Raw genomic sequence first — 12,800 nt, forward strand, 5'->3', positions numbered from 1 at the left:
CTTTGAGGTGTGACACTTAGTACACAGAGTTACCAGATTAGCTGGTCTGTCTGTACGATCAGGGGGATTCTTCCAGAAGCCTAAATGGTGAACTTGCAGAATAGGACTATCTGCTTTGTTCTTACAATTTGGATTCTGACACTTATGTCTATCCCGGTGCAGGATATATTCCCGCAGGTTGTCGAAACCGTATTTTTCTCCGTACTGATATTGTTCTCCCTCAATCGTGGGATTGTTGATTTTCTGGATATCATAAGCTGCTACTTCAATAGTTACAGCTTTGACTGGAAGGATGCGGCAGATTTTGTCGATAAGGCGGTGATGAGTATCTAGTTTGTGCTGGATACTGGGTGCTAACCATCCTTTATTGACTCTTCGGTTGGAAAAGCTCGGCTTTCGGTATCTGAGTCGATTTCGACGAGTGCGACGATACTTCCGCTTTTCGGTAATCCTTTCAGACATTCCCTTGAGCATTTTAAGTTCGCCACCTATTACCTCCTCTTTCTCATTGACGGCACTGAATCCAATGTTCTCGTACCCTGCGTCAATACCCAACTCTACGGGTTGAGTGTAACCACTTGAACCGTGGATTAACTGGATAGTGAATGGTTCACGTCCAACGATTTTGGCTTTACCTCTGTTGAGTAAGAGTCTTGCTTTTCTGGGAGTTGTGGGCATCAAGGGACGCCCGTGTCTGTTAATAACGTAAACTTTCATTTTTACCTAAAGTTAAGGTTTTCACCCTTCGACTTCGCTCAGGGTGTGGTTTCCTTCGCCAATGTTTATCGAGGTTTTGATGTTTCCACACTTTCCCTACCCAACAGGAATGTTTAATGAAAAACCGCAGAGCGTGGAGCTAGGAAACGGATAGTTGACGCTGAGCGGAGCCGAAGCGTCAATCCTGCACCCCACGATGCCTATATATTCTCGATAAACGGAGCAGCTCTTACTATTAACGAGCTGCTAAGGCTAATCAACAAGGCTTGAAAAGAAATTTTCAAGCCCACGCTGTACCGCTCGTATCGGTCAGCGCTGGGTTGTTGACGGGAGGCGAAATGCCATAGGACTTTATATAGTTTAACTTCCCCGGCTTCCTCCTATCATGGGACTTGTCGTTCATGACAACTAACTTTTTGTAAATTTTCACCCGTTTGGGGGAAGAAATAACCTAGTGTAAAATACATCTAAACTTAAAAGCGTGCCTTTTCTGGCATAGATGACCTGTTGCCCATAGCCCTTGCAACTCATTTTGGAGTCCAATGCGAATTTTACGTCAGCCCCCTCAGTCAGAGACAGAGACAAAGCAGCGTATCCTAGATGCTGCCCAACGCTTATTTGCCAGTCGCGGCTATAACGGAACCACCACCCGCGACTTAGCGGCAAAAGCGGGGGTTGCTGAGGGGACTCTGTTTCGCCATTTTGAGAATAAAAAAGCCATATTAGTCGAGGTGGCGACTCAAGGATGGGTGGAGTTGCTCACGGATTTGCTGACGGAATTAAGCGAAATGGGGAGTTATAAAGCCGTGGCGCAGGTGATGCGGCGGCGGATGATGCGGATGCATGAAAATGCTGATATGATGCGGGTTTGTTTTATGGAAGCCCAGTTTCACCCCGATTTACGCGATCGCATCCAGTCAGAAGTTATCGCTAAAATGTCCGATGTGGCGGAGGCGTTCTTTGAAACGGCTATGGAGCGGGGGATCTATCGGCGGACTAATCCCAAGGTTGTGGCTAGGGTATTTTTAGGTATGTTTGCTGTGGCGGGGTTTAGCGATGAGACGATTATGGAACCAGGAGCCTCCCTCAAAGATGTGCAAGACATGGCAGAGGGTATTGCTGATATTTTCCTCAATGGTGTGTTAGCGAAGGACTAGGTATTAAGCATTAGGGAGAACGCTTGTCAATACTCGTTATACCAAGTTGCAGTCTAATAGAATTTCAAGATTTATAACTCTTGCCCACCCTACAACTACTGGCTGGTATACTCGTTGGAGTTTTCTGTGATGACTTCCTATGTCATTGAAGTGACTGACTTAGCCGTTGAAGAACTTAGGGCAATTCGTGCTTTTGATCGTCGCCCAATCCTTGACGCAATTCGCCAGCAACTCACCCATGAACCTACAGTGATAACAAGGAATCGCAAACGCCTTGAGCCTTTAGTACCCAGGTTTGAGACAGTTCCCCCCATTTGGGAATTGCGGGTGGGAGAGTATCGAGTCTTCTATGATGTAGATGAGGACGGAAAAATCGTTTACGTTCGAGCTGTTGCCGGAAATCACCGGGACAAACTACAGAGGAGATCGTGGGATGAGACAGTTAACCCTAGAACAACTTTCTGAACAATTACAGGATTATGTGCGAAATGCTCAGGAGGAACAGATCCTGATTACCCAAAACGGTAAACCCATTGCCCTTTTTTTAGGATTGACAAACGTTGATCCGGAGCAATTGAATCTGCAACTCTCAGCAGAATTTTGGCAAATGATTAGTGATCGACGGCAACGTGCCACTATACCTTTGGCAGAAGTAGAGGCAATGTTTTAGTCACCTGGATAGGTTGGGTTGAACGACGTTAAACAAAAATGGAATTAGATTTTCTGAGATTCTTTGATGCTTGTGATCCGAGTAAAACTCTCGCGATCGCGAATCCTGAAGATCGTCAGTATTATATTGATTTTGCCTCAGTTCGCGGCGGTAAGATTATTGAAGCACTCTCACGGACGATTGTTTTGCGTTCCCGTCTCAATCAACCCACTTGTCAACTGTTTACCGGACATATTGGCTGTGGGAAGTCTACGGAGTTACGCCGCTTACAAGCTGACTTAGAGGGACAAGGCTTTCATGTCGTCTATTTTGAGTCTACCCAAGACTTGGATATGACGGATGTGGATATTACTGATATTTTACTCGCGATCGCGCGTCAGGTGAGTGAAAGTCTGGAAACGGTAGGGATTAAGCTTAAACCGGGATATTTTCGCGATCGCTTTCAGGAGATTGCGGATTTTCTGCAAACCCCGATTGAGTTATCCCTGGAGGCGGGATTCTCGTTACCGGGAAGTCTGGCTAAACTCACCGCCAAAACTAAAGAAAGTCCCCAGCTTCGTAGTCGCTTGCGGCAATATCTAGAACCGCGTACCAGTGGGATTCTCGACTCTTTGAATCAGGAAATCTTAGCCCGGGCAACGGAGGAGTTGAAACGCCAAGGAAAACGGGGATTAGTGGTTATTGTAGATAATTTAGATCGGGTTCAAGACCGTCGCAATGATTCCGGACGGACTCAACCCGAATATCTGTTTGTGGATCGGGGTGAACAGTTAGGCAAACTCAACTGTCATCTTGTTTATACTATCCCATTGGCGTTGATTTTCTCTAATGATTATCAGGCTTTAACCAATCGGTTTGGTGGGGGAATCGCGCCGCAAATCTTGCCGATGGTGCCGATTCAGTTACGGGATGGGAGCGATTGTGATCAAGGAATTGCCCTGTTACAGCAGTTGATTTTAGCCCGGGCGTTTCCAGAGGTGACACCGGAGGATCGCTTGAGTTTAGTCACTCAAATCTTTGATAATGGGGAAACCTTAGACCGTTTATGTCGCATTAGTGGCGGTCATGTGCGAAACTTATTAGGGATGCTGTTTCGCTGTCTACAGGAACAAGATCCGCCGATCTGCCGCGATACTGTAGAGATGGCGATTCGGGAATATCGGGATAGTTTAGTCTTAGGGATTACCGATGATGAGTGGGAGTTACTGCGGCGGGTAAACCAAGAGCAACGGGTGAGTGGGGAGGATGGACATAAAACATTATTACGCAGTTTATTTGTGTTTGAATATCGCGATTCCCAAGGGCGATGGTTTGGGGTGAATCCAGTTTTGTTAGAAACCCGCCAATTGTAGAGACGTTGCATGGCGCGTCTGGAACAGTTACCGACGTTACCGTAGGGTGGGCAATAACAACTAAGATAATATAAGTAGTTCTAGGTTGATCACTCTTGCCTACCCTACAACTACACTCATACAGTTACCGTAGTAGTTACCGTAGGGTGGGCAATAACAACTAAGATAATATAAGGAGTCCCAGGTTGATCACTCTTGCCCACCCTACAACTACACTCATACAGTTACCGTAGGGTGGGCAATAACAACTAAGATAATATAAGGAGTTCCAGGTTTATAACTCTTGCCCACCCTACAACGGTTATGAATCAACTTTTAATGTTATGACTGATTCCGATCATCCCGAAGCGTCTGCACCTGATAATCCGCGATCGCTGAATACATTAAGTCGGGCGATTAGCCTATCCAGTGGGCGGCGGTTTTCGCTGATTTTTGTCCGCTGTAATTATAGGGAATTACAAGAGCAGATTTGCCAAGACTTACATCAGCACTGTGGGGTGGAGATTCGAGAATTGGTGTTATCGCCGTCAACGAATACCCTCTACGGTGCGATTAAAACTGAAGTTGGAGATGAGCCGTTATCGGCGTTAATGATTTTGGGGTTGGAGAATGTTACAGATTTAGATAATCTCCTCCTAGCCACCAATCACATTCGGGAGGAATTTCGGAAAAACTTTAAGTTTCCCTTGGTTATTTGGGTGACGGATGAGGTATTGAAACAGTTTGTCCGGTTAATACCGGATTTCTATAATTGGGGCGCTCCGCCTATTTCCTTTTTTTTAACTTCAGCGGCGTTGATTGAGTTTCTGAATCGGGGGGTAGAGGCGGTATTTGCTGAGGAGTGGGTAGCGAGTTCAGAATTAGAATTAGCGCGGCAGGATTTACAAGGGCGAGGTGAAGAATTAGGGGCGGATTTAGCCGCCGGGTTAGAGTTTGTTTGGGGCAGGGAGGCTTATCTTCAGGATAACGTAGATGACGCCATTGCCCATTATCAACGGAGTCTTTCACGGGGGGAATCACCGCCCAACCAGCATCCTGAACGGAAAGGGATTGTCTTGATTCACTTGGGTTTATGTTCTTGGCGTCAAGCCCAGTTGAATCGGGCGGAACAACGCCGCTATTGGCAGGAGGCGAGGGATTATTTTCACCAGGGATTAGCGGTATTTGAGGGAGTGGAACGTCCGGATTTAGTGGCGCGATTTATCGGGGAGTTGGGGGAGGTTTTACAACGGTTAGAAGCGTGGGATAGGTTACAGGAATTAGCGGAAAAGGGGTTAAGGTTACATCAAGTTTATGGAAGTGAGCGACAACAGGCGCAGGATTATGGCTTTTTAGCAGAAGTGGCGCTGGCGCGAGGGAATTGGCAGGAGGCAAAACGATTAGCAAATCAGGCATTACAATGTAGAGACGTTGCATGCAACGTCTCTACCAATGTATCGGATCAAGGACACAGTTTATATCTATTCCTCTTAGCCAAAGCCCAGCAAGGATTAAATCAAATTCCGTCCGCGATTGAGACATTGGAACGGGTGAGAGTTGAAACCCATCCCCAGGATAATCCCCAGGTTTATAGTGATAGTTTAAAGGAACTGCAACGGCTCTATTTTAATCAAAAGGAGTATTTAAAGGCATTTGCGATTAAGCAAGAACAAGGGTTAGTTGAAAGTCAGTTAGGCTTACGGGCATTTATTGGCGCGAGTCGTCTGCAACCCTTACCGGGAGAGTCTCAGGATAAGGTGGCGTTGGAGATTACGGCGTCGGGAAGAGGGCGGGATGTGGCGCGTTTAATCGGTAGAATTGCCCGTGATGATTGTAAGTTAACCGTGATTCATGGGCAATCCGGTGTGGGGAAAAGTTCGATTGTGAATGGGGGATTGGTGCCAGCGTTACGGCAGAAGCAAATGGTTAAGGGGTTGGATGTTTTACCGATTCCGGTGCGGGTTTATACGAATTGGGTGGAAGAGTTGGGGCGGTTGTTGGTAGAGGGGGAAACCTCTCCCCCAACCCCTCTCCTACAAGGAGAGGGGGGCAAGATTTCTAGAAATACTGTTAGTAATACTCCTCTAAATATTCCCGACAATCCTCCTCTAAATACTCCCCCTTCCCTGGCAGGGAAGGGGGCTGGGGGGTTAGGTCTCGTCCTCGAACAACTACAACAAAATGAACAGCGCCATCGGTTAGTAATATTGATTTTTGATCAGTTTGAGGAGTTCTTCTTTGTTTGTCAGGATACTGCTGCCAGAAAACCCTTTTTTGAGTTCCTCAGTGATTGTCTGAATCTCCCCTATCTGAAAGTTATTTTATCCCTGCGGGAAGACTATCTCCATTATCTGTTGGAGTGTGAACGACTGGCGCGGATTGATGTAATTAATAATGATATTCTGAATAAAAGTAATCGCTATGAGTTGGGGGATTTTGCCCCAGAGGATGCCCAGGTGATTATTCAACAGTTGACGGCGCGTTCTCAGTTTCATCTGGAGTCGGAATTAGTTGGGCAGTTGGTGCAGGATTTGGCGGGAGATACGGGGAAGGTGCGCCCGATTGAGTTGCAAATTGTTGGGGCGCAATTGCAAGCCGAGGGGATAACGACGCTGGCTGAGTATCGCCAACGGGGGACTAAGGATGAATTGGTGAAGCGGTATGTAGAAGCCGTGATTAAGGATTGTGGACAGGAGAATCAACGAGTTGGGGAGTTGGTGTTGTATTTGTTGACGGATGAGAAGAATACTCGTCCCCTGAAGACTCGTCGTGATTTGATAGCGGAGTTAAGGGCATTACCCTTAGATGGGGTGATGGATGTGCCGCAGTTTGAGTTAGTGCTGAAGATTCTGGTGGATTCTGGGTTGGTGGTGGAAGTGCCGGAAAAGCCAGAGGATAGATATCAGTTAGTGCATGATTATTTAGTTGAGTTGATTCGCCAGCAGGAAGGGTTTGGCATTGTTGCCGAATTAAAGGCGGAACGGGAGAAACGGCGGCGGAGTGAGGAGCGGTTTAAGGTTTTTCAACAGAGACAAAAGAAGGTTGTACGCAGTGGAATAGCTGCTCTCAGTGTTGTCTGGCTTTTAGTCTTTGTATTGGGGGGTTTGGCGTTTACCGTTAATCGCAGTTTAAAGATAGCTCAAGGTGATTTAAACGAAACGGAACAAAAGGCAGAACAGGCGAAAAAGGAAGCTGAACAGGAAAGGGAAAAGACGAACAAGGCACAAGAGAATAGAAGCATAGCTGAGGAACAAGCTAAAAAGGCAAAAGAGAATAGAAGCATAGCCGAGGAACAAGCTAAAAAGGCTCAAGTGGAAGTCAAAGCAGCCTTGAGCAAAGAACAAGCGGCGAAAAGACGCGCTGAATCGGTCAGGGAACAGGCAGAACGAGAGGTAACCAAAGCCCAGGAACGGGAAAAACTCGCCAATGTTAATGTGAATCAGGCAAAGAAAGAATTAGCCGCAGCCCAGGCGGAACGGGATAGAGTCAATCGAGAAGCTGAGGCGAAAATTCAGGATGCAGATGAACGGGTGGCTAATGCGAGGCAAAGGGAAGCGGAGGCAAATCAGAAAGTAGAAGCGGCTGAGGTGGCTTTAAACCAAGCCGAAGCTGAACGTCAGGAAGCTCAGGCAGGAACTGAACTAGAGCTAGCTGGTGTGGCGGCGATTAGACAATTTGAATATCAGGAAATAGAAGCCTTGATGACTGCCATGGAGGCGGGGCAAGAGTTGGAAGATTGGGTTAAAGATGGTCGCCCCTTAGAAAAGTATCCTGCTGCTAGTCCACTTTTGGCACTCCAGACCATCCTAGACAATATTTGGGAACGTAATCAACTAGAGCATGAGGGTAGGGTCATAGCTGTAGCCTTCAACCGTGATGATCAGCAAATCTTGACTGGCTCATCTGACAAAACCGCCCACCTCTGGGATAACCAGGGCAATTTAATTAAAGAATTAACCGGGCATCAGAGTCCTGTTATGGCTGTAGCATTCAGCCCCGATAGTAACCAAATCCTGACTGGCTCTTATGACAACACCGCCCGCCTGTGGGATCACCAGGGCAATTTAATTAAGCAATTAACTGGGCATCAGACTAGGGTCGATACAGTAGACTTCAGCCCCGATGGCAAGCAAATCCTGACTAGCTCATCATTGGACAACACCGCCCGCCTGTGGGATAACCAGGACAATTTAATTCAGGAATTAACCGGGCATCAGGGTTCGGTTATAGCTGTAGCCTTCAGCCCCGACGGCAAGCAAATCCTGACTGGCTCAGATGACAATACTGCCCGCCTGTGGGATCACCAGGGCAATTTAATTAAGCAATTAACCGGGCATCAGAGTTGGGTCAATGCTGTAGCCTTCAGCCCCGACGGCAATCAAATCCTGACTGGCTCCTCTGACAACACCGCCCGCCTGTGGGATAACCAGGGTAATTTAATTAAGGAATTAACCGGGCATCAGGGTTCGGTCATTGCTGTAGCCTTCAGCCGGGATGGTGAGCAAATCCTGACTGGCTCTAGGGACAAAACTGCCCGCCTGTGGGATAACCAGGGTAATTTCATTAAGGAATTAACCGGGCATCAGGGTTCGGTCAATGCTGTAGCCTTCAGTCCCGATGGCAAGCAAATCCTGACTGGCTCTTTTGACAATACTGCCCGCCTCTGGGACTTGCAAGGGCGGCAGATTGCTGAATTTGTCGGCTATGGAACTCTCAGCCCCGATGGGCGCACCATTGCCCTGATTCAAGAGGATAAAGTCGTGTTAAAGCCAGTTTACCGGAATTTAGATGAACTCTTGGCAGAGGGTTGTGATTGGCTCAAGGCTTATCTGGCGACGCATGAGGAAGCGCGGGAGCGGTTGGGCTTTTGTCAAAAGTAAAGGATGGGGATTGGGGATTGATTTAACCCGTACCGTAGGGGCGCACCGACGTGCGCCCTCAAATCCCGACGTGCGCCTGTCATGATGTGCGCGTCTAAAACCCAGTCCAACCATCTCATCCGGGTAAACCAGACAACCGGGCTACATTCAAGATGATCGGCGTGGGTGCGATCTTGAATGTAGCTAGATGAGGGCACGATATTATCCATTAGTGTCAACTTAAGCTCCACCCCTCTCCCCCAGCCCCTCTCCCACGCCGGGGAGAGGGGAGCAAGAGAGTCCGGAGAGAGTCCGGTTCCCCTTCTCCCGTGCAACAAAAGCGAAGCATCCTCTGTCCTCCCCCGTGCCACAAAAACGAAGTATCCTCTGTCCTCCCCCCTCTTGTAGGGGGGAACGAGGGGGGTCGGGAGAAGGGGTTAGGGGATGAGGGGGAAAATGTCGAGCCGTAGATAGGCATGGCTAAAAACCTTACCAGCATTGGTTTTCGACCTTAAGTTGATACCAATGCACGTCGGTGCGCCCCTACGCTCAACTTGATGATAATTTTCTAAATCTGTGTTTATCCGATTCGACAACGACGAATGATCCGGCTAATTCTGCTTCAGAATAGGTTTGTAGAACTTGTTCAAGTTCGTTATGACACCTCATTTTAAGGCACTAAAGTGCCTACTACAAACAGTGCGATCGCATAACTCAAGCCAGCCCGAATATCCTCAGTGTCTAAATCAGGATAATAGTCTTGCCTAATTTCTGCATTTGAGGTGCGTTACGCTTCGCTAACGCACCCTACGACGCGACTTGACAACCCTGTAAGCTTCGACTGGGCAAATTACCCAAAAAACTGGCATCCTATTATATAGATGAACTTAACCCCGTCTTCAGTCATCTATCTTTTGGCTTATCTGTCATCACTAAACCCTAGCACCGACTGAATCCGGATTGGCTCATCTATCCACAGAACCCTTTCAGGATAACGATTATGCCCTACCAAAATATTAGCGCGACGCTTTCGGACGAAGATAAAGCCGCGATTAAAGCCGCTATCAAAACCATTGAAGAAAAACTCTCGTTCTTAGTCAATCTGAGTGTTGACGAACGCCGCAAGCTGTTTAAAATGGGCGATAAAAGCTTAGGCTTTGTCCAAAATAGTTTAAATATAGCCCAGTCGAATCCGGATATTCTGCCCAATAGCTTTGATGTGAACGAATTTGTCCAAGATTATCAGTTAGCAATGGCGCTGGGGGAAATTTTCTTAGAGTTGCGCCAACTGACGGAAAAGGTAGATGATACGCTGCTGGCGGTGGGGAGTGAGGCGATGACGAGTAGTTTAGAAGTTTATGACTATGTGAAGACAGCAGCTAAACGCACTCCCGGTTTAAAGGCGGCGGCGGAAGAGTTAGGAGAACGGTTTAAGGCGATGAAGACAAAGACACCCAAGTCAGATAAAGAGTCAGAAACAACGACTTAAGCGGCTGAGGGGTATAGTATTACCGATTGAGGTTAGGACAATAAAATTGGGTGAAAAGGCAACAAACAACAGATAATGGGCAACAAAGGAATGTCCTAACCTATCCCCGTAGTGCTATTTTTAGAAAAGCACAATTATATAAGTATACAAAAGGTTAAAGAAGTATTGCGGCTTTAGCCTTATTTTTATATAAACTACCCAGACCTGCTAAGAGCTGAGGTCTGGGTTTTTAGTAGCCCGCTCAGTCATCGAACAAGCTAAGCTGAACATACTTAATAGTTCGGCTTAGCTTGCACGATAACCCCGTGCCTCCAGGCTGGTTTATAGACAGCCCCACAAGTGCAATATTATTGGCTCCATTAAAGTCGGCATCTCCATGCCAACCACAATGCCCACACCTGAAAGTCTTGCCACTACGGTAAGACTTTCCTTTTACCGGGTGAATGTGTAGGCAATTGTGACACATTTGGGAAGTATAGGCAGGGGGGATTGGGATAACCTGAACACCTGCCCCAAGCGCTTTGTACTCAATGAACATTCGCAGTTGGTAGAATGCCCATGAATTTGAGCGTCTACGTTCCGTCTTGCTTCTGGGTTGCTCGTTGGTTCTCTCCCTAATTCCCGTAAGGTCTTCTATAGCAATAGAGGCACTATACTCAACTGCTCGTCTAACCACCGATTTGGAGATGTTGTGATTGAGCCATTGCTGGTAGCGTCTCTCTCGTCCCGACAGCCGTTTCAAGACTTCTCGACATCTGCGCCGAGTCGTCCTCGTGCCTTTCGAGGCTTTTTTCTGGAGAGACGCCCTAACTTTATAAAACTTATCTCGTACTGACTGAATGTGCTTACCGTCCCACTTTTTGCCCTCTGATGTAACTGCAATGTCTCGGCGTCCCAAGTCGATACCTATCACCAAGTCTTTCACGGATGAGTCGGGAGCTTCGTCTTTAATTTGGATGTGCAGGTAGAACTGACCATCGCGATGCTTGCACAGTTGAGCAGAAGTCGGGTTTCTCCCTTTGAGTTTTCCTCTTTGGTAATTCCCGGACTTCAGCTCAATTCGCTCTCTGCCGTGAACGGTAGCAAGGCTTACCGTCCAGTCTTGTTCTCGGCAGCGAAACAAGTCTTTGTCACAGTCCATGCTGCTTGGGGCAAATCTTTTAACAGGTTTGCCTTTTAGCTTGGCTACCTTGCGGTTGGCAGCTACACGCGCACAAGCCCTAACTGCCATGTTTGCCACCAGATTGAATTTTTTCTTGATGGTTTGGTAGACTAAGGACTGGATAGCAATTTTGTTGGTCAGCTTAGGGTCTGTGTTTTCGTTCACGTAGTTACAAGCGTCCGCAAACGCCTGAAGAGTTGCCTCTAAGAAGGCAACTTGTTCAGGAGAGGGCTGGAGCTTTACAACTATTGTGAGAACTTGTTTCATGGCTAAACTATACCACTACATGGGATAGATAGATAGAAAGAGAGAGATTGAAAATACTTCGGGGATTGACCCCTCGCATTTTCCGCTATCCCCCTACCCCTTACTTCGTTGAAGGGGTAGCCCCTCGCGATTCGGGTGGTTTAGATTTGACTGCGCTGCATTCCGGTTGTAGAGACGCGCCATGGCGCGTCTCTACAGGATGGGGAGGCGATGGATTCTGTTGACGAGTATTAAAGATTCGTCAGCGAGTACCAAAGACTCGTCAGCGAGTATCAAACACTCGTCAATGAGTATCAAACACTCGTCAATGAGTACCAAACACTCGTCAGCGAGTATCAAACACTCGTCAATGAGTATCAAACACTCGTCAATGAGTATCAAACACTCGTCAGCGAGTATCAAACACTCGTCAATGAGTATCAAACACTCGTCAGTGAGTATCAAACACTTGTCTGCGAGTATCAAACACTCGTCAGTGAGTATCAAACACTCGTCTGCGATGAATCAAGCGCAAGCCTTCATCCGGATCAACTTAAGCCAAAACCCTTGCCAATTCTGGTTTACAGCTATTCAATGGAAGCATAGCCTCACCCGAAGCATTTTCTGATTTAAAGTAACGAAAGTATCTTGACTTCCCCCGGTTTCAGACGCGCCATGGCGCGTCTCTACATTGCTTCAGATGATATTATCCCTGAACCAACTGTCGTGCTTGTTGAATCCAGGCGGCGACTTGATCAACTGTCGGACACAAATCACGCCGTTGCATTGTTGCTACTTGGAGTCGTAAAATTTGCTGGTGTAACTTGTGAGTCGGTGTTTGAGCAAGCTGCTTGACTGAAATAATGCCCGCGTGCAGCAATAACCCACAGTATTCATAGCCAACACTAGGTACGCGAGCCAAATCAGCCAATGCGACCCATTTATGTATACACTGTGCCTTAATTTGCAGTTGATTGGCTAGGAGTTGTTGAGATTGGCGATTATTTGCGACTTTGAGGAGTTGAGCCGTTGTTGTAATTCCCTGTTGCTGAAGTTTAGCCCAATCTTCTTTACTCAATCCAGGAAGGTGTTCAATGGCGCGATCGCGAACGGGAATACTACGGTGATGGTTTTTGGGTTGATTAGACATTCTGGGGATTGGAGAACAG

Annotated in this window: 10 protein-coding genes; 6 read left to right on the forward strand and 4 right to left on the reverse strand. The window is 47.3% G+C overall.

Features of this window, described 5'->3' with window-relative positions; translation table 11 throughout:
* On the reverse strand, positions 1-717 hold a 717-nt coding region (gene iscB, locus RID53_RS15425), incomplete at its 3' end, for an RNA-guided endonuclease IscB (protein WP_446388948.1).
* Positions 718-1,259: 542 nt separating this feature from the next.
* Here iscB and RID53_RS15430 point away from each other — a divergent pair.
* The 5 genes from RID53_RS15430 to RID53_RS15450 all read left to right on the forward strand — a co-directional run bounded on the left by RID53_RS15430 (position 1,260) and on the right by RID53_RS15450 (position 8,755).
* Positions 1,260-1,874 carry a TetR/AcrR family transcriptional regulator gene (locus RID53_RS15430; RefSeq protein ID WP_446388949.1) on the forward strand — a complete coding sequence of 205 codons (615 nt, stop codon included), beginning with the start codon at positions 1,260-1,262 and terminating at the stop codon, positions 1,872-1,874.
* Between the two features lie 129 nt (positions 1,875-2,003).
* Entirely contained in the window at positions 2,004-2,339 is a 336-nt protein-coding gene (locus tag RID53_RS15435) for a type II toxin-antitoxin system RelE family toxin (RefSeq protein ID WP_052307422.1), read from the forward strand.
* Positions 2,308-2,544: a type II toxin-antitoxin system Phd/YefM family antitoxin gene (locus RID53_RS15440; protein WP_446376799.1), complete on the forward strand. Its 237-nt coding sequence runs from the start codon at positions 2,308-2,310 to the stop codon at positions 2,542-2,544. The genes RID53_RS15435 and RID53_RS15440 overlap by 32 nt, the downstream gene beginning before the upstream one ends.
* 38 nt (positions 2,545-2,582) lie before the next feature.
* Positions 2,583-3,896, forward strand: coding sequence for a P-loop NTPase fold protein (locus RID53_RS15445; RefSeq protein WP_446388950.1), 1,314 nt, complete (start codon positions 2,583-2,585; stop codon positions 3,894-3,896).
* 323 nt (positions 3,897-4,219) lie between these two features.
* Complete coding sequence (locus tag RID53_RS15450) at positions 4,220-8,755, forward strand: nSTAND1 domain-containing NTPase (protein WP_446388951.1); 4,536 nt, start codon at positions 4,220-4,222, stop codon at positions 8,753-8,755.
* Here RID53_RS15450 and RID53_RS15455 read toward each other — a convergent pair.
* Positions 8,746-8,952 (reverse strand): hypothetical protein, encoded by a 207-nt coding sequence (locus RID53_RS15455; RefSeq protein ID WP_446388952.1) that lies wholly within the window; start codon positions 8,950-8,952, stop codon positions 8,746-8,748. The two genes, RID53_RS15450 and RID53_RS15455, sit on opposite strands and share 10 nt — an antisense overlap.
* A 782-nt stretch (positions 8,953-9,734) precedes the next feature.
* On the opposite strand from RID53_RS15455, the gene RID53_RS15460 reads away from it, so the two are divergent.
* Positions 9,735-10,223 (forward strand): hypothetical protein, encoded by a 489-nt coding sequence (locus RID53_RS15460; protein ID WP_446388953.1) that lies wholly within the window; start codon positions 9,735-9,737, stop codon positions 10,221-10,223.
* 241 nt (positions 10,224-10,464) lie between these two features.
* Here the strand turns inward: RID53_RS15460 and RID53_RS15465 are convergent, their stop codons facing one another.
* The gene (locus RID53_RS15465; protein WP_446388954.1) at positions 10,465-11,652 is read right to left on the reverse strand and encodes an RNA-guided endonuclease InsQ/TnpB family protein; all 1,188 of its coding nucleotides are present in this window, start codon (positions 11,650-11,652) and stop codon (positions 10,465-10,467) included.
* A gap of 685 nt (positions 11,653-12,337) precedes the next feature.
* Positions 12,338-12,781 carry a DUF4332 domain-containing protein gene (locus RID53_RS15470; protein WP_446388955.1) on the reverse strand — a complete coding sequence of 148 codons (444 nt, stop codon included), beginning with the start codon at positions 12,779-12,781 and terminating at the stop codon, positions 12,338-12,340.
* Between the last annotated feature and the right edge of the window lie 19 nt (positions 12,782-12,800).

Origin of the sequence: Coleofasciculus sp. B1-GNL1-01 (assembly GCF_040220235.1) — a bacterium.
Taxonomy (GTDB): domain Bacteria; phylum Cyanobacteriota; class Cyanobacteriia; order Cyanobacteriales; family Coleofasciculaceae; genus Coleofasciculus.

Coding starts and splice junctions, on each gene's coding strand:
- RID53_RS15430 (WP_446388949.1), top strand. CDS start 1,260: ATGCGAATTTTACGTCAGCCCCCTCAGTCAGAGACAGAGACAAAGCAG.
- RID53_RS15435 (WP_052307422.1), top strand. CDS start 2,004: ATGACTTCCTATGTCATTGAAGTGACTGACTTAGCCGTTGAAGAACTT.
- RID53_RS15440 (WP_446376799.1), top strand. CDS start 2,308: ATGAGACAGTTAACCCTAGAACAACTTTCTGAACAATTACAGGATTAT.
- RID53_RS15445 (WP_446388950.1), top strand. CDS start 2,583: ATGGAATTAGATTTTCTGAGATTCTTTGATGCTTGTGATCCGAGTAAA.
- RID53_RS15450 (WP_446388951.1), top strand. CDS start 4,220: ATGACTGATTCCGATCATCCCGAAGCGTCTGCACCTGATAATCCGCGA.
- RID53_RS15460 (WP_446388953.1), top strand. CDS start 9,735: ATGCCCTACCAAAATATTAGCGCGACGCTTTCGGACGAAGATAAAGCC.
- RID53_RS15465 (WP_446388954.1), bottom strand. CDS start 11,652: ATGAAACAAGTTCTCACAATAGTTGTAAAGCTCCAGCCCTCTCCTGAA.
- RID53_RS15470 (WP_446388955.1), bottom strand. CDS start 12,781: ATGTCTAATCAACCCAAAAACCATCACCGTAGTATTCCCGTTCGCGAT.